Raw genomic sequence first — 21,048 nt, 5'->3', positions numbered from 1 at the left:
ATATCTTTTTTCTTACTCTATCGAGTTACCTCTATATGTGAAAGTTTCTCATAAAATTTTACTAAGGCTCCATGGTCTTCCGAACCCAATCCATCCACTTTTAATGCTTGGAACATTTCCATTACGGATGATGTTAACGGCAACGGAACCCCTACTCCATGACCTGTTTCTATTACATTTCCCAGATCCTTAATATGAAGATCTATTCTGAATCCTGGATCGAATTTTCTATCCATTATAAGGGGAGCCTTTGCATCTAATACTGTACTTCCTGCTAATCCTCCCCTTACTGCATTATATACCTTCTCAGGACTTACTCCACTTTTTGCCGCCAATACTAATGCTTCCGACATCCCTGCTATGTTTACTGCTACCATTATTTGATTCGCAAGTTTTGTTACATTGCCTGCTCCTATCTCTCCACATAGTACTGCTGATGACCCCATTGTCTTCAGTATGGGCAGGCATTCTTCAAAGTCCTTTTCTTCTCCTCCTACCATTATTGAAAGAGTTCCGTCTATTGCTTTCGGTTCTCCTCCGCTTACCGGAGCATCTATCATTCTTATCTTCTTTTCTGCCAATTTTTCTGATACTTCTCTACTTGCAAGCGGCGCTATGGAGCTCATATCTATTAATATCGATCCTTCTTTTGCTCCTTCTATTACTCCTCCATTCCCCAATACTACTTCTTTTACTTGGGGAGAATTTGGAAGCATTGTTATTATCACATCACTTCTTGATGCTACATCCTTCGGTGATGTTCCTTCTTCTGCTCCCTCTTTTATCACTTCGTCTCTTTTCCACTTGTTTCTGTCATAGACTACTAACTCATATCCTGCTTTCAGCAGGTTCTTACTCATAGGTCTTCCCATGATTCCTAATCCAATAAACCCTATTTTCATATTTTTTCCTCCTATGTTAATAAGTATTAAAGTTTAAAACCGAACTTATCCAGCCACTTTAATGATGTCAAAGTATCCGGTTCGGGAATATATTCCATTGATATATATCCCTTATAATTTGAGTTTTTAATGAAATCGAATATATATTTATAATCTATATCTCCTGTACCCGGCTGATGTCTGTCAGGATTATCCGCTACTTGAATGTGATCTATTTTATCAAGATAATTTTCCAATATAAACCTTTGGTCTTCCTTTTCTTTCGCCGCATGGTATACGTCATATTGTAAAAATATATTGGGGTTATCAACTTCAGAAATTAATTTCATTGCATCTTTCACTTTATGAATGTTGAAGCTGGGCATATTCACATGATTAACCGCTTCAATCAAAAGCTTTATGTTATTCTTACCCAATTCATCAGCAGCATATCTTAAATTTTCAACTAAATTTTTTCTTACTTCTTTTTCAGGGAAAGCAGTACATTTATTTCCCATCAGACAATTTATTTTAGAAACTCCCAACTCTGAGGCAGTATCTACCGCTTTTTTTACTCCATCTATAAATTCTTTTTTTCGACTGGGATCTACAGCTGTCCCTCTATCTCCATTATCCCAATCTCCGGCAGGAAGATTAAACAAAATGAGCTTTAAGTCATTCTTCTTAAGCTCTTCCTTTATCTCTTCCGTCTTATAATCATAAGGAAACATGAACTCAACATAACTAAATCCAGCTTTTCTGGCAGCACTGAATCTTTCCATAAAAGGAACTTCATTAAATAACAGACTTAAGTTAGCTACAAATTTAAACATTTCTATCCTGACACAGACCACAACAAATCATATGTCAGGATTCTCACCTTCCTTTCTTTATATAATAGACCCTAATATAACTTTATTATATCACAAGATTAATCTTTTAATTATCTAAATAGCATTGGGAAATTATTAGACATTTGCATATGTTTTTTCTATACATTCTTTTAATAACTTATTAAACTCATCTTGGGATACTAAACCCAAATATGCTCCTTGACATACCAAGGACTGAGACTCTATTTTCTGTGCAACAGGTACAGGGGTGACTATTATAGTATGTTTAGAATCCCAATATTTAAATCCGTTAAAATCAACATTTATTATCTTAATATCTTTTATGTTGATTTGTTCTAACGCTGAGTTTATATAATTCAAAACCTTTATATTTCTCCCACTGCAAGAGCTTTGTAGTACCAATATTTTAATAAATTCCAACAGTATAACCTCCATCAACAGGCAGTACAACTCCTGTTATAAAAGATGCCTTATCAGATGCCAAGAAATATACGGCATTAGCAATTTCTTCTACATCTGCTAATCTTCCTAAAGGTATACTTTTCATACGCTTCAATTCTTGTTCTCTTAACTTAGGATCATCAAATCTCTTTTCTATTTTTTCTGTTTTGGTTGGTCCCGGAGCGATAGAATTTACTCTTATGCCATATTGAGCTAAATCAAGAGCCAATACCTTAGTCATAGTATGAACTCCGGATTTGCTTAGTGTATACTGTATTCTTCCCCTCTTAACCTGAAGAGCACTTGAAGAACCGATATTTACTATTGAACCTTTCACAGAATTATCCTTCATAGCACCTGCAAAGAATTTAGTAAAATAAAACCCACTAAATAAATTTGTCCTCATTGATTGCTCCAATACCTCCGGTGTAATTTTATCCCAAGATATTTTCTCGGTAAATCCTCCCGCAACATTTGCCAAAACATCTGGTACTCCTACTTCTTTACAGATCTTTTCACATGTATCCTCTATTTCCGAAGGATTACTTACATCACAAGCATATTTGTAAACATGAGAGTTAATATCCTGAATTTTCTTGTAAGCTCCTTCCAGCTTTTCGGCATTACGGGCTATTAATATAACTGTAGCTCCATTTTCAGCAAACAATTTTGCTATACCAAAACCAATCCCGCTGCTTCCGCCGGTTACTACTACTTTTTTATTATCAAAATAACCCATATATATCCCACCTTATAAAATATATATAACACCCTGACCCTGTATAAATTATCTCCTACAGGGTCAGACATAACTAAGAACTGTTTAATTAATTAGCATCGTTTGCACTCTTGGAATAGTATTTCTTCAAGAGATAGAAACTTATAACAGCTAAAGCAACCAAAACAATAACTGTAGTCCAATTGCCCTTAATAGCTTCAAATATAGCCCAAATCGGAGGACTTGTCTTTAACCAAGTTATTTGCGCTACGTTTTCAGGCATTGCAAAACCAACCTCTTTGGCTAAGGTAGTAAATGACCCAGCTACGGCACTTGCTCCCCACAGCGAAACACATAATGTAGCAGTTCCCACTATAAGAGTCTTTATTAAATCTCCGCCTGTTAAAACTGCCACAGGAACCATCAAACAACCAAAGTTTGCAAGATCACCAAAAGGTAACGTTGTATTTCCGGGAAGTACAATTGCAAGTAAAATCAAAATAGGAATTAAAGCAACTGATGCAGTTATTACTGCAGGATAGCCTCCTAAAACCGGCCAATCCAATCCAATATATATTTCTCTTCCAGGGAATCTCTTTTTCATAAATTCACTTGCAGATTCTGAAATAGGCATAAGAGCTTCCATGAATATACTTGCAATCCTCGGCAAAACAAACATTACAGTAGCAGTAGTAACCCCAAGTTTAAGCACTTGATCAAAGGGATAACGTGCTAAAAGTCCTATGATTACTCCTAATACCAATCCAAGAATGATTGGGTCTCCTAAAAATCCTAATTTTTTGTGCAGATATTCGGCATCTATTTTAACTTTGTTTAAAGCCGGTATTTTATCAAGCAAATATATAAGAGGAGTTAAAGGAAGAAGCCACATAGTACATGCATGAGGAATTGTAACTCCAGGAACTCCCATTGCATCTTGAGTTCTTTTTGCAATTAAATCTCCAACTTTTAATTCAAGTATTATCAAGAGTAATGCTCCTGCATACGATATCCATAAGTTTCCAGTGAAATAATAAATTATAGCACCTGCAAATATTTTCTGCCAAACATTCCATAAGTCAACGGTCAATGTATTAGTAAATCCTACCCACAATAAAATCAGGTTTACAACTATCTGAAACGGAAATATAGTTGCCGCATATTTCCAAGACCAGCTTATTGTAGATGCAGCAGGCCAGCCTACATCCATAGCTGTCAAACTTAAGCCTGTACTTGTTATCATCTGCTGAGCAGCGGGAGCAATCTGCCCAACCAATAATTGTGAAATAAACAAATTAATTGCAGTAAAAGCCACTCCCAAAGTTAATCCGGCTCTTAATGCTTTTCCCGGTTTTAATCCGAAAATAATCCCTATAAAAAACATTATAACAGGTAAAAATACATTTGCTCCTAATGCGACTATATAATTTACAACCTTAAGTAGTCCACCCATTATTTATCCTCCTTTTTTAAAATTTCTATGACCTTCTTTAAAACTTCTTGTTGACCTACTCCTGTAAGAAAAGGAACTCCACTTATTACAGGAATATCAGTATCCACTTTTACTCCCGGAGTTACCGACACTATTAAATCAGCTTCTGCTTTTGCTCCTTCCAATTGTCCAAAGGCAAGAGGTTGGACTTCAACATCAACCCCGTTTTCCTGACAGTATTTCTTGATTTTTTGAGCACATATTGTAGAGCTCGCGATTCCAGAACCGCATAAAGTTATTACTCTTTTTTTAGACAAATAGATCCTCTCCTTTTTTCTATCTTTTAATTTAGCTTTGAATTGCCCTGAGCAACTCATCAACAATTTCTTTCGGCTTCTTGGCATTTAATATTTTTACCAAAGAATTGGAATCATCAAATATATGAAAAAGCTTAGATAAAAACATTACTTGTTTTTCTTTATTATCTACTGCCAAAAGAAATACAGCTTTAGCATCTACGGTATTAATATCATCCCCCATCAAGCCAAATTTTACAGGTTCCTCCAATGTAGCCACCGCAACAGATGTCTTTAAACAATGCTCAGCATCCGTATGAGGTATGGCAATTGATTGCGGTATTGTAGGTAATCCTGTAGGAAAAATCCCTTCTCTTTTGATTACCGCATTGAGATAACTATCTTTTACACATCCCTCCTTTCTAAGCAAATTGGCAAGCTTTGAGATAACCTCTACTTTATCCTTTGCCTTAATATTTAAAAGAACTAAATCCTCTTCAATTTTTATATCCATTGATTTCCCTCCATTTAACGCATTTAAGCTTGCATTTTGAATCATTTGACATTATGACCTTTCTTAAATTCTTGAATTTTTTCTACGAATTTTTTACCGATTTCTGTAACCGATTTATAATCTCCGGTTTTTATACCTGAAGTCAAACTTCCTCCAACACCTACAGCATCTACTCCCGCTTTAAACCAATCTGTAACATTATCTAAACTAACTCCTCCTGTGGGCATCAATGGCGCATATGGTATCGGCCCTCTAATGGACTTTACAAAAGACGGCCCTAAAAATTCTCCAGGGAATAATTTTACAATATCGGTTCCGGCCTCTAAAGCTTCTGCCACATCTCTTACACTCATAGCTCCTGACATTATAGGTATCTGATATCTGTTACAAGTTCTTATTGCATCTATATTCAAATATGGTGTAACTACGTATTGAGCTCCGGAAAGTATAGCAATCCTTGAAGTCTCCGCATCTAAAACAGTTCCTGCTCCAACAGTAAGAACATCAGATTTATATTCTTTTATCAATGCAGAAATGACCTTATCTGCAGACGGTACAGTAAATGTTACTTCAATAGCGGATATTCCTCCCTTCAGGCAAGCCTCTGCAGCCTTTAAAGCCTGATCTTCACTTTCCGCTCTTATTACCGCAACAATTCCGCCGTCAATAATTTTACTTAAAATTTTTACTTTTTGTAGCATTTTTTCCACTCCTTATAAGGCAAAATTTGCTTTTATAGCTTATATTTTTATTTCCGATAACAACTTCTACGGATGAATTATTGTTTTAAGTCCCGACCCGCTTTTACTATTTTCAAAGCCTTCCAATATTCTTTCCAAAGGCAACTCTGCAGTTATTATCTTTGATAAATCAACTACTCCTGAGCCTAAGAAGCCAATAACCGCTTCATATTGGTTTGGTCCCGAACCGTTAGCTCCAAATACTCCCAACTGCTTATAATGGATTAAATTAGTATCTATGGGAACTGTTGATTTGCCGCGGGGAAGTCCGGCGAAATAGCTTACTTTTCCACCTCTTTTTGCCATTTCCAATGCTTGAGCCTGAGCTTCTCCTGAAACACAGCTGACTATGACTACGTCAAATCCCTTTCCATTTGTTATTTCTTTGGATTTTTCAATCATATCATTCTCTCCGGAATTAACCACGTAATCTATGTCAAAGCCTCTGGCTATCTTGCAGCGTCCTTCCGACCTGTTAAACAGTGCAATAGTACTTGCTCCTCTGTAACGAGCTTGTATAGCATGCATTATACCAATAGGTCCGCCGCCGATTATAGCAACTGTTGTACCAATACTTATATCCAACAAGCTTTGCCCGTTATATACAGCAGCAAAAGGTTCTACTAAGCAAGCTTCTTTTGTACTTAATTTGTCGGGTAGTACTTTTATATTTCCTTTTTTGACAGCTATGGCTGGTATTTTAACATATTCTGCAAATCCACCGTCAAAATTAAATCCTATTATAACTCTGTTCTCACATAAATTTTGAAATCCATGCTGGCAAAAATCACATTCGTTACAAGATATACCCGGTACTACCATTACTCTGCTTCCCTCTTTGTAACCCTTTACATTTTTACCTATTTCAGCGATGGTCCCCGAAAATTCATGACCAGTTATTCTTGGATATTGAACTTTTGCATGACCATATCTATAAGTTCTGATATCAGTTCCGCAAATGGCACAAGAATCTACCTTAACTAATACTTCATCATCACTAATTTCCGGTTTTGGTACATCGACTACTTCTCCATGATTAAGACCTTTTAACATAAATGCTTTCATATTTATTCACTCCTATCTTATTTACTTTACTAAGGTCTGTTGTATAATTTCCGACTATTATTTTTGACCATATTTAGTTAAATACTTTTCTCTTATCTTCTTTGCTTCTTCATCGGATAAAATATTCGGTTTCCCTGCCGTTAATGCAATATGATAAATTTTAGCTGCATTCTCAACCAATTCAGCTACCGTATATGCATCATCAAGAGTTGAACCTATTGATACCACTCCGTGATTTCCCAATAATACTGCTGTTTTGTCTCCCATTGCATCTAATGCAACTTTTGCAAATTCTTCTGTTCCCGATTTTGTGTATGGAGCACAAGGTACGCTTCCACCTACACCGCTTGCTAATGTAGCTACAACTACGGGTATTTCTTTCTGCAAAGCCGCAAAGGCTGTTGCATAAATGGAATGGGTATGAACCACACCATTAATCCATGATTTATTTCTATAAAATATTAAATGTGTGGGAAGTTCCGTAGATGGTTTCCACTTACTATCCACTATATTTCCTTCTAAATCTACGACACATAAATCCTTTGGATGAATTTTTTCATAGGGTATACCGCTTGGAGTTATTACTATTAATCCGGATTCAGAATCCTTTGCACTTACATTGCCCCACGTTGCCGGACTAAGCCCCGATCTTGACATTTTTAGAGATGTTTCAAGTACTTTTTCTTTCAATTCGCTTATTCTTTTTCCTAATTCAATACTTTTTTTAATATCTGACATAACCCTTCATCTCCTTTCAGTAATAAATCATAGAAAATAATCGTATTAGGCAGTAATCTCTGTTCTATATTTCAACACTATTTTACTTTTATAACTACTTAACGTTATTTATTATAAATCTAATAATATCTTCTGAATTTCGGGCTTTCATTACTTCATTCACAAAATTTTTATCTTCCAGCAAATCAACTAACTCCGACAATACCTTTATATGGCTTGAATGATCTGTAGAACATAAACATATAACTATCTTTACAGGATCGTTTTCTTTATTTCCAAAATTTATCGGATTCTTTAACGTTATCAGGCTTACCCCAACTTTCTTAACTCCATACTCAGGCCTTGCATGAGGCATAGCTATTCCCGGCTGTATGACAATATACGGTCCCATATTTTTGACTATATCTATCATAGCTTGAATATACTTATGCTCAACCAAGCCATTCTTTTCCAGAAGCCCTCCTCCTATCCTTATAGATTCTTCCCAACTATCAGCTTCAACATTCAATTTTATTGATTGTGATGTTAAAACATCTTGTAATGCCAACAGAGGAGTACTTCTTTCTTCCAAATTATTTGAAACACCGAAATAGTTTGTCAGATCCTTTATCAAGTTGGCTGCATCAAAAATTTCACAACTTTTACCTATTATATCTATAACTTTCTTTAAATCTACATTTGCTTTTTTGCTCTGATAAATATTTCCGCTTATCGCCGACTTAATATCGCTGATATTTTGGGAAGTAAGAAACGGGCTTACTTCAATACATTTAATATTTTCAACATCAATTTTAACCGGAATGGTACTTACAATAATATCCACTTTTTTCTCTTCTAAAACTTCCTTTATTTGACGATAAGATACGGTTCCTATAATATTGACATTAAACATTTGCTTTAATTTTTCAGATATAAATCCGGCAGTTCCTATTCCTGTGGCGCATACTACTAAAACCCTGGCAGGCCTGGCAGGTTCTCCGGTAAAATCCTGAATTCTTTCTATCGCAGCTCCAAAATGCAAAGCCAAATATCCTACTTCTTCATCACTGATTTTTTTATTTGTATAGGATTCAATAATACTGCAGCCTTTTTTCACCGCCATAAATAACTGGTAATACGATTTCTTTATCTCCGTCAATAAAGGATTTTTTAATACCAATCCATGTTTTAGCCTGTATATTGTAGGGCGCATATGCTGCAGCAAACCCTCAAACAATTGTTTATCATCACGTAAATTTTCATTTAAGAGTTTCCCTACTTTTTCAATAAGCTTATTTGTTATTATTTCTATTTCAATTAAATCATTATTTATTTTTTTTGAAGCCGATGCATTACTTCCTAAAAAATGAACTGTCATATATCCTATTTCACCTATAGGTATATTCAGTTTAAATCTTTCTTCCAACATCTTTACTATACTGGAAGATACGGCAAATTCTTTTGTGGTTTGTAAAGAAACCAGTTCCTCTTTCGGCATAATAATGTCTTTTCCCTGTTCGATTCTTTTCAAAGCAAGGGCTATATGCATAACCAGAGCCGAATAAGCTTCATCCGAAAATTTTATTTCCAGTTCTTCTTCTGCTATATCTATACAATTTTCAATGTAAACAATATCAATATTTTTAAACATATTTTTAAGTTTAGCATCAATTCCAAAATCCATTTTTTCAAATTTAGATGTTTTTATGAAATTCAATGCCTTATATACGTCTACATTATCGGTTAAAAGTTCCAGCGCCGCTTTCCTGTAATATTTTTCATTTCCTTCAATTTTTATGCCGAATCCTTTAGTACTTATTAAATTCAGGTTTCTTTTATTAAGCCATCCTCTGACTTTATTCATATCTTTTATTATGGTACTTCTGCTTACAAATAATTCATTTGCCATTTCTTCAATAGTTACATAATCCCTTACGCTCAATAATTCGCTGAGTATATACATAACACGTTCATCCTGGGACAGGACATATTGATAAAAATCTATCTTCCCCATTGATTCCAGAATTATATTCTTTTCTACAATAGAACAATTATATGATATTCCAACATTTGGTTTTCTTATTAATTGTGGCAATTTTATATTTGCCAAGAATTCATCTATCTTATCCAAATCATATCTTATTGTCCTCTTGCTCACATTGAAAATATTGGATAATTCCAAAATACTGACTGGTTCTTTTGAATTAATTATCCGCAACAACAGTTGAGAGCATCTTTTGTTAAGCATGCTTGAAACTACTCCTTTTTTAAACCATTGTATTACTATTTACTATTTATAAATTAATTATATCTTTCAAATTAGGCTATAATCAAGTTTACAATTTTTCAATCCAATGTGGCAAAAAAATAAAAAGGCTTTTATCAAAGTATCAATATATTAAGGAAGCCTTTTTTGAGACCCATTTAACGGAAAATTCATACTAAGGAAATTTTGATTTTCCAATGGGTTATAAAAAGCCTATAATTATATTATCAACAAAATTAACATAATTATTATAAAAAATAAGCTGTTCAAATTAATTTAAAAAACTAAACAGAACAGCTTATTTTTAATAAATATTATCTTGTATTTATCCTACTCATTTATTTTATCCCAGTCCACCTCTAAAGATTCAATCTTAACATTGTTACTGTCGGATTTAAATATATTCACCCAGAAAGGTTGGTCCGGTAAATTTTTGGAAGGCTCCTCCATTCGAAAATATTCATAGGAATCCTCTTTAACCTTTTTAAGTCCCTGGAGATCCCACCATTCTTCATCAGTCAATCGCTTATCCCCTACAAATTCATAATAAGAGTAAACTATTCCTCTTGTTAAATACAGTTTCCCCTCAACAGGTACGGCAACATAAATCTCGTCAAAAAATCCCGTACCCATATTTAAATACTTATTATTGCCCAAAGTTGCCACATCAGCTATTATCATATCATTTTGCTCTATTGAAAAACTCTCCTTATCCGAAGCTGATGCTCCAAAGGAATAGCTGTTTGATATATTTTCCAATGTACCTCCGATCCACAGTAACTTATTCTTTTCATCTTCTGTGAGATTTTCATTTTTAAGCTCTTTAACCGAACATTCTCTGAGAAGCTTAAGAAGCTCAATATTTTTTTCTGCCCCGTCTTTAAAATCATCATTTAATAGTTTCCTTGCCTCTAAATTTTTAACCGTATACTCCATTAACCAGAGGAGATTATCATATAATTCTACATTTGGCTCAACATAGTGTTGATCTGCAACTTCCATTGGACCTCCCATTTCGGCCACCGGTTGCTTTCCATATAATACAGTATCATGTTTTAATTCCGCATAACTTGATAATGCGGCATTTAGTGATTTATTACGCCAAGATTCATTGGTCATAAAAACAGGCATCCCGGAGTTCTCATCAAACTCCGTTATTTCTTTTTGAATTGCCCAAAGCCATCCATTATAAAGATTGCTCTGCCATATTTCATTTTTATAACTTTTTACTTCATTTTTCAGTTTATCATAGTTTTTTTGATAATCAGGCCACTGTTTCTGAGGCTGGTAGTTATTAAATAACAAATCTTCTCCTTGTTTACTGCCCAGTACTCCCATTACGTCCAAACCCGTAGGTACCGGCCTTAAGTATGGGTCCATCAATTCCTGCATAATATATCCGTCTAAAATATATCTTTGCCCCATAAACTTAAATTCTTTAGCAACAGGTGCATTTGTAATCTTTGCCTTTATTTCAGGTTCTCTTAAATTTTTAACGGCTTCGTAAAGTTTATCATGATAAGAGGAATTGTTAGAGTCCTCAATGTCTACATTTTCACCAAATACGGAAACAATCAATTCTTTCAAGTCCATAATATTCAAATCATCAGATTGTCCGACATAAAATCCTGTCGGTTCATAAATATTATTCCAAGTTTTAATATCATTAGAACCCTTATATTCTAAAAATACCGTATAAGTCATTAATAGTGCTTGTTGAGTATTTTCATAATAAAACTCTTCAGTTTCCATGTTCATAAGTTTAATTGGAGTAAAACCGTACCACATCATTGTCTTAAAGAACTTCTGAAGCAATGAATTATAGGTATAATGGCCTCTTACGGTAAACTGTGAATAATCCAAGTCTGCATCAAATAAGGGCGATTTCTCATACCCCGAGGCTTTTTGAATAAGATCATATTCTTCTTTAGCTAAATCCAGAATATCACTATCTACGGATACATCAATATCCGGATTCTCTGCCATAATCATCTTCCCCACAAGAAAATAAGCAATGTTTTTCTTCTGAATATCTTTAAGTTTATTATCATTGATTTGTTCAAATACAATTACTGATTTATCAAACATTCTGTCGGTCAATTGTTCCAAATCCTTTGCCAGATATTCATTTTCCACATAAAACAACGATTTTTCATAAAACTGATGATACAGATGTAAAACTACATCGGAAGTAACAAAATTAGGTATCCCCAAATATTCGTTCGAATCATACAAATAATTCATTTTTGTTTGTTTTCCGGGAAGGACAACAAAACCATTTTCCTCAATCATACTTTTCTGATCATCAGAAAAGCCGGAAAATTGAGCAATATTTTCAATATTGCCAAGGCCCTTCAAAATATCATAATGAGGCACCTCTGCCTTATACTTTACAGGATTATACGAAACCTGAATGTTTTTTATTTCATCGGGAATTGCCCAATTTATATTGCTCTCCTTTGAATTGTTTTTATCACACCCGGCTAAAACGCTGCTTAAAAAAATTAATACCATTGCAAACGCAAAAAACCGCTTCATATTTACTTTCCCCCCTATTCTAATCAGATATTCCCACAACTTCTCCATTTTTTACCGTTACCTCTTTTTGAAACCTCTTGCCTTGGTCTCTGCATGTTAATTTCAGCAAATTGTCATTAGAATACTCAACTTTTTCAATAAGATCAAAATTTTCACTTTCTGCTAAAAGCGTAAATCCGAAATCCAGCCAATAATAAATTAATATCCTCTCCTTTCCATCCTTATTTTTATCTAAAATTATCAATTCATCGCCATACATATCTAAAAAATCTATAATATAAAAATCTTTCATACAATAACCTATTTGAGACCCTGTCCACTTCTTAGAAAGTTTCTCTCCGTCCCAGTTAAATACAAACATACGATTATTTCGTTTGTTATCAAAATGAGTTGATTTATATACTCCGATAAACAATTCCAAATTTTCTGAATCATCTATGTCTCCTATCTCAACCTTCCATGGTAGAACTTTAGAAAAATCATATTCCGATACTTTTATCCAATTCACTTTTGAAGATAAATTTTCTGATCTATATATACAAACTTCATTGCCGTATATTTTGTCTTTCTTATCTCCTAGAATTGCAAAAAGATAGTTTTTATTATAAGCATAATCTATAAGTTCCTGGTCTTCATCTAATTTTAAATCATAAGCTGTTTCATCCCAAACAGAAAATTCTTCTTTTCCCTTTGGAAAATGAATCATTACTCCCGTAAGTATAATAAAAAATATGCTGAAATATATAGCTGTTTTATAGCCCTTGCCTAAATACAAGAAACCGCACTCCTTTTTATATATTCAATCCTTAGCATGATTATAACATATTAGAATAAAAGGTTGCAATTGGAAAGAGATAATAAAAATAATTGCCAAAGTTTATGAATATATGAAAACTTTGGCAATATAAAATACTCCTAATCCTTAGCCATACACTGAAAAAAGAATATCTTTTAGAATTATGATTATAAAATTGTCTCTATATATAAATATTATCTTTAAACTCAATTAAACATTATATATGTTTACTTTAAAATATTTCATATTCTTTTCTATCCAGCAAGCGGTTTCTTTGAGTCCTTCTTCTAAGGTATATTTAGGGCTCCATCCTGTTAATTCCTTTATCTTTGTATTGTCCGACCATAGTCTGTTTACTTCGCTTCCCTCAGGTCTTATTCTATCTTCGTCACATATAATGTTGACCTTTTTCCCTAAGATATTTATTATCTTCTCCGCCAAATCTCCAATACTTATTTCATGATTTGACCCGGCATTAACAACTTGTCCTATGGTTTTATCACTTTCCGCTACCTTTATAAAAGCGGAAACAGTATCCTTTACATAATTAAAGTCCCTTTTAGGGCTTAAACTGCCTAATTTAATTTCCTTTTTCCCCGATAATATTTGGGATATAATTGTAGGAATTACAGCTCTGGCAGATTGCCTCGGTCCATAAGTATTGAAAGGCCTGATAGTTGCTACAGGAAGATTAAAGCTCCTATAAAAGCTCTCCGCCATCTTATCGGCTCCGATTTTAGAAGCAGAATAGGGAGACTGCCCCTGCATTGGATGCCTTTCATCTATTGGAACATACAAAGCTGTACCGTAGGTTTCAGAAGTAGATGTATGTATAATTTTTTCTACTCCATAATCCTTTGAAGCTTCCAATATATTTGTAGTCCCTTCCACATTAGTTTTTACATAAGCCATAGGAGATAAATAAGAATACGGTATCGCTATAAGAGCCGCCAAGTGAAACACTATGTCCTGCCCTTTTGCAATTCTTTTAACATTATCATATTCTCTTATATCCCCGGTTACAACATGAATACTGTTTTTAATTTCATCATCAAAAGTATCTATCCAACCCCAGTTGTTAAAGGAATTATACTGAACCAGAGCAGTAACATCTGCTCCCATTTCAACTAATTTTTCAGTCAAGTGGCTTCCTATAAATCCTTCAGCACCTGTCACAAGAATCTTTTTATTTTTTAAATCCATATTATTCCTTCCTTTATCAATATCTATAGGATAAAAACAAATCTGCTTTCCTACCATTTTTCTTTTCCCATTTATCAATCAAATAATAATATATATTTTCATTGTGAATTCTTTTCCCGATATAAAAGTCAGACGTAGTTTTTGAAAAACTTTTTTTAAACAAATATAGAGAATCCTCTTCGTTATCTTTCAGTCCTCCACCAAAATGAAAAAATTTACATTTACTTTGTTGAGCAAATTTTATTGCTTCCCATAAAAGTATATTATTGCTTGCATACTTTAAATAATCTTTTTTAGTTCCCGACAGATGATAGTGAAAGTAGTCTCCATATATCATGAATAGCGATGATGCAATAACTAAATCATCTTTCAATACATTCATTATAATAAAACTTTCATTTTTACTCATTTCATGATAATATTTATCATGAAAATAATACTCTTTTGCCGCTCCGACTTTATCCATTGTTTTCTCATATATTTGTTTAAAAACCTTATAATCATTGTTTTTAATTACTTTCAAATTGTTCTTTTTTGCCTTTCTTATCATATTTCTACATTTACTTGATATATATTCGTTCCATATAGTTTGTATGTCCTCTTCTAATTTCAAATAAACGGTCTTTCTGTTATGTAAAACTTCAATATTCTCTTTAAAGAGTCTTTCATTTTTAATTAATGGATGAAATCTTATAAATTCAGCAATAATGTTACTGGTAGTACAGTATTTTAAAAAACATTCTTCAGAATTTTTCAAAAACAGTTCATCACCACAATTGCTTATCGGTCCTCCATATCCATAGGCTGTTTGTATATCATAACACTTCTTTTCTAATCCATAGCCATTTATTTCATTTAGAAGAAAAGGGTATAATACTGTTTTCCCATTCTCTTCATAAATAAACATCTTTCCAATTCCATCTCCATTTAATTCATACAGTTTATAATATCCAGAGGTAAAATATATATCTCTATATTGGAGAGGCATATCATTCAAACATTTATCCCACTCCAAACAATCTGTGTCGATAATGTAATACACTTTTTTCACCTCTATCTACGATTTATTTCATAAATATATCTTTTCATATTTTTAAATCCATTCTTTTCATCAATAAAAACTCTCTTTTTTTCGCCGGTTTCAATATATCCATTTTTTAATACATTTTTTATAGAACCGACATTGTCTTCCAATATCCAGCCATCTATTTTATTAATATGCTTTAATTCATTAGTTGTATAATCGACAGCAAATTTTATTATTTGTGTTCCAATACCTCTCCCTTTATATTTTGAATTAACTCCATGGCCGGTCTCTGCAACAATTTCTCCATTATTCTTCACTATGTCCAAATATAAATACCCTGCAGGTTCATCCAAGGAATCGGCCTTAACTAAAAACATTATTCTATCAGTTCTTTTCAATTGTTCCAAATACCATTTATATAGCTTGTCTCTATCAGGCTTTTCCCTATGGCCTGTCCAATAAATATTTTCTTCATCACATCTTAACATATAAAAGTCATCAAAATCTTCTATAGTACATTTATCAAAAATTAAATTCAGTTTAAAACACCTCCCATATTAGATATAGAATAATAAATTATCCACAAGTCTTTCCATATCTTTTGACGTATATCTCTGATCTATTGGTAAAGTTAATACATGACTAGATAGATAATGAGAATCTTTAAATGATAAAGGCACAAAACTATGATTGATATTCCAATGTATTGGACAGTATATAGAATTCATCATCAAGCTTTTTCTTATCTCATCCCTATTATTTATTAATATTGGGAATCCTAAAGGTATATTATCTTTTAAAAGATTTTCTCCAAAAATTATTTTTATATTTTCATTATTTTTTAACCTATTATAAATATATCTGTAATTATCAATTCTAATATTTTTTATGTTATCTATATTTATATTAGATAAAAGTTTTTTAGACTTAGGCATAATTTTAAAGATACTCTTTTCCCTATTTAAATACTCTTTTTTAGCCTTATCAAATAACTTTAAATAATTATCTTCAGTACCAATATGAAATTCCTGGAATAACATTTTACAGCTTCTGGCAGTGTTTACTAATTCATAATATTTGCTACTATCACTTCTATCATATTTAGCTTTGATATCATATTTCGTTAAAACTATACTTCCATCTATAGGAATAAATTTTCTATAACTATTGAAAACATAATCTCCGATAAAAAAATTTCTTGGGTTAAACCACAAAGATTGTACAGCATCCTCAATTATAATAATTTCTCTGTTTTTTAGATTATTAAAAAATCTAATCGTATCTTCACTATGAGGAAAACCGAAATAGTCAATAAAAAATACAGCCTTAACATTATAATTTTCTATATTTTTCATAATAGACTCTGCATTAATTTCTAATTTCCTGTTTACATCATAAAATGCTATTTTTATATTATTCTCTATAAATACATTAACTATATCTAAACATAAATATGAAGGTAAAAGAATATATTCATCTTCACGTACATCCATATTTTCAATAATAAATTTAATCGCACTTTGTCCTCCATCTAAATATATTTCTTCATCATTTTCTTTAAAATTATCGATTTCACTACTAATCATATTTAGGTCAAACCAAAATTCTCCTCCAATAGGCTTTAGATATCCTTCCATAATATAATCTCATCCTTATTTAAATCTCTCTTTAATTTTCTTCCAACTAATATATCTACTAATTCAGGCTTAATTCCGGTTCCGGGACGTTTAAATTCCAACATATCTCTCTTGATTATAGTTCCTTCTTTTAAATCAGAAGCAGCAACTATACTTCTTCTAACATCTTTCATAATAATCTTTTCTCTCTCAGTTGGCTTCTTTATTCCGCTGCCCAACAACTTCTCCGTATTTCTAATATGAATAATATATTCTTTAAATTCATCAGGCGGCATTGATGCTTTATGATCAGGTCCTTCCATATTTCTATTCAATGTTATATGTTTCTCAATAAATTCCGCTCCCAATGCAACAGCAGCAATAGCTGATTCAAATCCTAATGTATGATCTGAAAAACCTGTAGGAACATGAAATGCAGCTCTCATAGTGATCATTGCCCTAATATTGACATCCTCAATATTAGTTGGATAATCAGTTGTGCAATGCATGATTTTAACCTTTCTATTGCCTGTGGAATAAATTACTTCTAAAGCCTTTTCAACTTCTCCAAGAGTACTCATGCCAGTAGACAATATTATAGGTTTTCCTGTATTACCAACAGTCTTCAAAAATTCCAAATTAGTTACTTCCGTAGAGCCAATTTTAATTAATGGAACACCTAATCTTACTAAAAAGTTTAAACTTTCTATTCCATCAGGCGTAGAAATAAATATAATTCCCTTTCTATCACAATACTCTTTTATTTCTCTAAATTCATCGAAAGGAAGTTCTAACTTTTTTATCATATCAAATTGGCTTTCTTCTTTAGGCATATTTTGTTTTTGATACTCTGCTTTTTTTGCAAAAACTCCTGTACTTTCATAAGCCTTAAAAGTTTGAAACTTTATGGCATCTGCACCACAATTATAAGCAACATCAACCAGTTCCTTTGCAAGTTCAACATCACCATTATGATTTACTCCAGCTTCAGCTATAATAAAAACCGACATAGCAACCACTCCTAAACCAATTTTTTCTTAAGCAGTTTTTCATCTATATTTAAACTTTTTAATATCCTTACAATTTCTTTACTCGTATTTCCATCTCCGTATAAGCTTTTGGCATACTTTGCTTTTTCCTTAAATTCACCGCTTAGAGCTTTATTGACTGCTAAGACAATGTCTTCACAATCATTTGAACAATCAATAATGCTTTCTGCTTTCAGTCTGCCCTTCTGTCTATTGCCAATATTCACTGCAGGTATCCTTAAATATGGAGCTTCAATTATAGCACTTGAGGAATTTCCTACTACAGCTCCACAATATTTCATAACACTTAAATATCTTCTACTCCCTAAATTTTTAAATAAATGAATTTTATCATTTTCATTGGAGAATTTTACCAACTCTTTAATAATATAATCACTTCCCAAATCAGAATTAGGATAAGTCATAATAACCGTCTTGTTCAATATATTTAGTGCCTGCAGTAAATTCGATATCTGTATTTCAATATCTTTGTTCTCTAAAGTTACCGGATGATAAGTAACCAATAGTGTATCTTTATCAATTTTAACTTTTAGATCAGATTCTATCTCTCTTTTAGTCAACAAATCAGTTTTCCTTATATTTTCAATTCCCGGATCTCCTACATTAAATATTCTCCAAGGTTCTTCTCCCATCTTTTTTATATTTTCTCCGTAATATTCAGCTCCAGGGAAATGAACATGAGATATCTTTGTAATAGCATGCCTTGTTTGTTCATCAATTGCTCCTTCCGTCACTTCTCCCCCAGAAATATGAGCTATGGGAATATTCATAAACATAGCAGTAATAGCAGCCGCAAATATTTCATATCTATCTCCCATTATCAACAAAAAATCAGGATTCAGCTTTTCAAAACATTGAGAAAATTGTATAATTCCTAGACCTATTTCTCTCGCTATAGAACCTTTTGAACAATCATCCATTAATATTGGAACCTTAAAATCTATTTTAAATCCATCATCTACTATATCATTAATTGTATAACCATATTTTTCGGATAAATGAGACCCCGTAACTATTAACTGCAAATTCAATTCATTGTCTTCACATATTTCATACATAATATTTTTCAGAGTTCCATATTCAGCTCGTGTTCCTGTTACTACTAAGATATTACGCATTATTTTCACGCTCTCTTATTAACAATTCCGCAAATTTAAAATCCATTTTACTGTCAATATCAATAGAACTTTCCTTATCCATGATATATCCAGTCATATTATCGGTTTCTAAAGTTTGTTTCTTAATTAAAATTTTTCTTCTTATTATGTAAATAGCCCCATTATATTTATATATCTTAGGAAGAGCCTGCCTCGATTTAATCTTCTTTCCCTCTTTCAAAAAATATATTAACTTTTCTCCTTCAAAAATATTAGTCCAATATGGGTTGGTCTCAACCTCACAAACAGAAATTATGCCATCAAACTTAGTATTATTCACTTTTTCTAAGCACAGATTAATGTCTCTATATGTTCTCAGCGGTGAAGTACATTGCAAAACGCATACATAATCAGATTCAAAATTTTCATTTACTTTTAGCCAATTTATGCAATGAAGTATAGGTTCTACCCCGGGAGTATCGTCCATTGCCAATTCGGCAGGTCTTAAAAAAGGCACTTCTGCTCCATATTCCCTGCTTATTTCAGCTATTTCCTTATCTTCCGTCGAAACAATCAATCTATCAATATATTTGCTTTTCAGAGCCTCTTCTATAGTCCATGCAATAAGAGGTTTCCCACAGAGATTTTTAATGTTCTTCCTTGGTATCCCTTTTGACCCACCTCTTGCAGGAATAATGCCTACAACTTTCTTACCACAAATCACTCTAACCACCCTCACTGTTTTAAATAAACTATATTTTCAACATCATCATTGACCTTATTATAATCATCTATCTTTCCTATATCCATCCAATATTCTTCTATTTCATAATTTCCTACATTTAGTCCTTTATCTATGCAAATATTTATCAAATCTGTAATCTCAAAATATTTATTTTCCGGTATATATTTTATCACCTCAGGATTCAAACAATATATCCCTCCGTTAATCAAATATTCTATCTCCGGTTTTTCCACAATTTTTTCTACGGCATTTCCCTTAGGCTGAATCACTCCATAAGGTATCTGATAAAAATACTTCTTAGTTCCAACAGTCATAGGGAATCCATTTTCTAAATGAAATTTCATCATATTGTCTACATTTAAATTCGTAAATATATCTCCGTTAATGACAAAAAAAGGTTTATCAAGATAATCTTTTGCAAGGTATATACTTCCTGCCGTTCCTAACCTTTTCTTCTCTTTTATGTATTCTATCTTGACTCCATAAGCATAACCATTCTGAAAATAATTTTCTATTATTTCCGACTTATAATTAACAGAAATAAGTATATTGTTATATCCATACTGTTTAAAATTATTGATAATATGATAAAGAATGGGATCTTGTCCTACCTTTAGCATTGGTTTCGGAACTTCTTTTGTCAGATTTTTTAGTCTTGAACCCAAACCTCCTGCCATTATCAATACAGGATTTTCTTTTCCCTTGGGAAGCAATATATCATTAATACTTATTAAGTCTAAAACTCTGCCAAAGTCATCTACTATCGGAAGCTGTTTTATTGCTTTTTTTATAAATATATCCTTTATATCTTCTCTTGTTGTTCCGATTTTAGCATATACCGAATTATAATGAATAATATCCTTTATAGAATTATTTAAAGTTACACCATTAAGGAGTGCCCTCCTTATATCTCCATCCGTAACAGTACCTATTAGTCTTTTATCTTTATCTACGGCCAGTACTATTCCTCTGCCCCCCTTATCCAATTTTTCCAGTACCATTCTTATAGTATAATCTGGCAATACAAATACATTTTCCAAATTTGTCTTCATC

Annotated in this window: 21 protein-coding genes; all 21 read right to left on the bottom strand. The window is 32.6% G+C overall.

Going from position 1 to position 21,048, the window contains the following annotated elements; all coding sequences use genetic code 11:
• Positions 1-17: 17 nt before the first annotated feature.
• Positions 18-902, bottom strand: coding sequence for a 2-hydroxy-3-oxopropionate reductase (gene garR, locus EQM13_RS03610; protein ID WP_128751984.1), 885 nt, complete (start codon positions 900-902; stop codon positions 18-20).
• 26 nt (positions 903-928) lie between these two features.
• Complete coding sequence (locus EQM13_RS03605; RefSeq protein ID WP_206172796.1) at positions 929-1,735, bottom strand: hydroxypyruvate isomerase family protein; 807 nt, start codon at positions 1,733-1,735, stop codon at positions 929-931.
• A 114-nt stretch (positions 1,736-1,849) separates the two neighbouring features.
• Positions 1,850-2,155 carry a hypothetical protein gene (locus EQM13_RS03600; RefSeq protein WP_128751982.1) on the bottom strand — a complete coding sequence of 102 codons (306 nt, stop codon included), beginning with the start codon at positions 2,153-2,155 and terminating at the stop codon, positions 1,850-1,852.
• On the bottom strand, positions 2,142-2,915 hold the full coding sequence (locus EQM13_RS03595; RefSeq protein WP_128751981.1) for an SDR family NAD(P)-dependent oxidoreductase: 774 nt from the start codon (positions 2,913-2,915) through the stop codon (positions 2,142-2,144). Before EQM13_RS03595 ends, EQM13_RS03600 begins: the two co-directional genes overlap by 14 nt.
• An 88-nt stretch (positions 2,916-3,003) precedes the next feature.
• The gene (locus tag EQM13_RS03590) at positions 3,004-4,347 is read right to left on the bottom strand and encodes a PTS galactitol transporter subunit IIC (RefSeq protein ID WP_128751980.1); all 1,344 of its coding nucleotides are present in this window, start codon (positions 4,345-4,347) and stop codon (positions 3,004-3,006) included.
• Entirely contained in the window at positions 4,347-4,643 is a 297-nt protein-coding gene (locus EQM13_RS03585) for a PTS sugar transporter subunit IIB (RefSeq protein ID WP_071140452.1), read from the bottom strand. The genes EQM13_RS03590 and EQM13_RS03585 overlap by 1 nt, the downstream gene beginning before the upstream one ends.
• A 31-nt stretch (positions 4,644-4,674) precedes the next feature.
• The gene (locus EQM13_RS03580) at positions 4,675-5,136 is read right to left on the bottom strand and encodes a PTS sugar transporter subunit IIA (protein ID WP_071140451.1); all 462 of its coding nucleotides are present in this window, start codon (positions 5,134-5,136) and stop codon (positions 4,675-4,677) included.
• 41 nt (positions 5,137-5,177) lie between these two features.
• Positions 5,178-5,837, bottom strand: a complete 660-nt coding sequence (locus tag EQM13_RS03575) for a bifunctional 2-keto-4-hydroxyglutarate aldolase/2-keto-3-deoxy-6-phosphogluconate aldolase (RefSeq protein WP_128751979.1) — start codon at positions 5,835-5,837, stop codon at positions 5,178-5,180.
• A 66-nt stretch (positions 5,838-5,903) separates the two neighbouring features.
• Complete coding sequence (locus EQM13_RS03570) at positions 5,904-6,941, bottom strand: alcohol dehydrogenase catalytic domain-containing protein (protein ID WP_128751978.1); 1,038 nt, start codon at positions 6,939-6,941, stop codon at positions 5,904-5,906.
• Positions 6,942-6,998: 57 nt separating this feature from the next.
• On the bottom strand, positions 6,999-7,679 hold the full coding sequence (locus tag EQM13_RS03565; protein WP_128751977.1) for a class II aldolase/adducin family protein: 681 nt from the start codon (positions 7,677-7,679) through the stop codon (positions 6,999-7,001).
• A 94-nt stretch (positions 7,680-7,773) separates the two neighbouring features.
• Entirely contained in the window at positions 7,774-9,906 is a 2,133-nt protein-coding gene (locus EQM13_RS03560; RefSeq protein ID WP_128751976.1) for a BglG family transcription antiterminator, read from the bottom strand.
• A gap of 348 nt (positions 9,907-10,254) precedes the next feature.
• On the bottom strand, positions 10,255-12,462 hold the full coding sequence (locus EQM13_RS03555; RefSeq protein ID WP_206172795.1) for a DUF3160 domain-containing protein: 2,208 nt from the start codon (positions 12,460-12,462) through the stop codon (positions 10,255-10,257).
• A gap of 19 nt (positions 12,463-12,481) precedes the next feature.
• Positions 12,482-13,237, bottom strand: a complete 756-nt coding sequence (locus tag EQM13_RS03550; RefSeq protein WP_128751974.1) for a hypothetical protein — start codon at positions 13,235-13,237, stop codon at positions 12,482-12,484.
• Between the two features lie 231 nt (positions 13,238-13,468).
• A complete protein-coding gene (locus EQM13_RS03545) occupies positions 13,469-14,461 on the bottom strand; it encodes an NAD-dependent 4,6-dehydratase LegB (RefSeq protein ID WP_128751973.1) in 993 nt (330 codons plus the stop codon).
• Positions 14,462-14,477: 16 nt separating this feature from the next.
• Positions 14,478-15,503: a lipid II:glycine glycyltransferase FemX gene (locus tag EQM13_RS03540; protein WP_128751972.1), complete on the bottom strand. Its 1,026-nt coding sequence runs from the start codon at positions 15,501-15,503 to the stop codon at positions 14,478-14,480.
• 11 nt (positions 15,504-15,514) lie between these two features.
• On the bottom strand, positions 15,515-16,018 hold the full coding sequence (locus EQM13_RS03535; protein ID WP_255417562.1) for a GNAT family N-acetyltransferase: 504 nt from the start codon (positions 16,016-16,018) through the stop codon (positions 15,515-15,517).
• Between the two features lie 27 nt (positions 16,019-16,045).
• A complete protein-coding gene (locus tag EQM13_RS03530) occupies positions 16,046-17,125 on the bottom strand; it encodes a DegT/DnrJ/EryC1/StrS family aminotransferase (protein ID WP_128751970.1) in 1,080 nt (359 codons plus the stop codon).
• Positions 17,110-18,114, bottom strand: coding sequence for an N-acetylneuraminate synthase (neuB, locus tag EQM13_RS03525; protein WP_128751969.1), 1,005 nt, complete (start codon positions 18,112-18,114; stop codon positions 17,110-17,112). The genes EQM13_RS03530 and neuB overlap by 16 nt, the downstream gene beginning before the upstream one ends.
• A gap of 11 nt (positions 18,115-18,125) precedes the next feature.
• Positions 18,126-19,271 (bottom strand): UDP-N-acetylglucosamine 2-epimerase, encoded by a 1,146-nt coding sequence (neuC, locus tag EQM13_RS03520; RefSeq protein ID WP_128751968.1) that lies wholly within the window; start codon positions 19,269-19,271, stop codon positions 18,126-18,128.
• Positions 19,264-19,974 (bottom strand): acylneuraminate cytidylyltransferase family protein, encoded by a 711-nt coding sequence (locus tag EQM13_RS03515; protein WP_128751967.1) that lies wholly within the window; start codon positions 19,972-19,974, stop codon positions 19,264-19,266. Before EQM13_RS03515 ends, neuC begins: the two co-directional genes overlap by 8 nt.
• 11 nt (positions 19,975-19,985) lie before the next feature.
• A complete protein-coding gene (locus EQM13_RS03510; protein ID WP_128751966.1) occupies positions 19,986-21,047 on the bottom strand; it encodes a nucleotidyltransferase family protein in 1,062 nt (353 codons plus the stop codon).
• Position 21,048: the final 1 nt, after the last annotated feature.

The sequence above is a fragment of the Acidilutibacter cellobiosedens genome (assembly GCF_004103715.1).
GTDB classification, from domain to species: domain Bacteria; phylum Bacillota; class Clostridia; order Tissierellales; family Acidilutibacteraceae; genus Acidilutibacter; species Acidilutibacter cellobiosedens.
The sequence above is the reverse complement of the archived record's forward strand: the minus strand, read 5'-3'. Positions and strand labels throughout refer to the sequence as shown.

Coding starts and splice junctions, on each gene's coding strand:
- EQM13_RS03545 (WP_128751973.1), bottom strand. CDS start 14,461: ATGGATTTAAAAAATAAAAAGATTCTTGTGACAGGTGCTGAAGGATTT.
- neuB (WP_128751969.1), bottom strand. CDS start 18,114: ATGTCGGTTTTTATTATAGCTGAAGCTGGAGTAAATCATAATGGTGAT.
- EQM13_RS03565 (WP_128751977.1), bottom strand. CDS start 7,679: ATGTCAGATATTAAAAAAAGTATTGAATTAGGAAAAAGAATAAGCGAA.
- EQM13_RS03580 (WP_071140451.1), bottom strand. CDS start 5,136: ATGGATATAAAAATTGAAGAGGATTTAGTTCTTTTAAATATTAAGGCA.
- EQM13_RS03590 (WP_128751980.1), bottom strand. CDS start 4,347: ATGGGTGGACTACTTAAGGTTGTAAATTATATAGTCGCATTAGGAGCA.
- EQM13_RS03530 (WP_128751970.1), bottom strand. CDS start 17,125: ATGGAAGGATATCTAAAGCCTATTGGAGGAGAATTTTGGTTTGACCTA.
- EQM13_RS03510 (WP_128751966.1), bottom strand. CDS start 21,047: ATGAAGACAAATTTGGAAAATGTATTTGTATTGCCAGATTATACTATA.
- EQM13_RS03555 (WP_206172795.1), bottom strand. CDS start 12,462: ATGAAGCGGTTTTTTGCGTTTGCAATGGTATTAATTTTTTTAAGCAGC.
- neuC (WP_128751968.1), bottom strand. CDS start 19,271: ATGCGTAATATCTTAGTAGTAACAGGAACACGAGCTGAATATGGAACT.
- EQM13_RS03570 (WP_128751978.1), bottom strand. CDS start 6,941: ATGAAAGCATTTATGTTAAAAGGTCTTAATCATGGAGAAGTAGTCGAT.
- EQM13_RS03575 (WP_128751979.1), bottom strand. CDS start 5,837: ATGCTACAAAAAGTAAAAATTTTAAGTAAAATTATTGACGGCGGAATT.
- EQM13_RS03560 (WP_128751976.1), bottom strand. CDS start 9,906: ATGCTTAACAAAAGATGCTCTCAACTGTTGTTGCGGATAATTAATTCA.
- EQM13_RS03595 (WP_128751981.1), bottom strand. CDS start 2,915: ATGGGTTATTTTGATAATAAAAAAGTAGTAGTAACCGGCGGAAGCAGC.
- garR (WP_128751984.1), bottom strand. CDS start 902: ATGAAAATAGGGTTTATTGGATTAGGAATCATGGGAAGACCTATGAGT.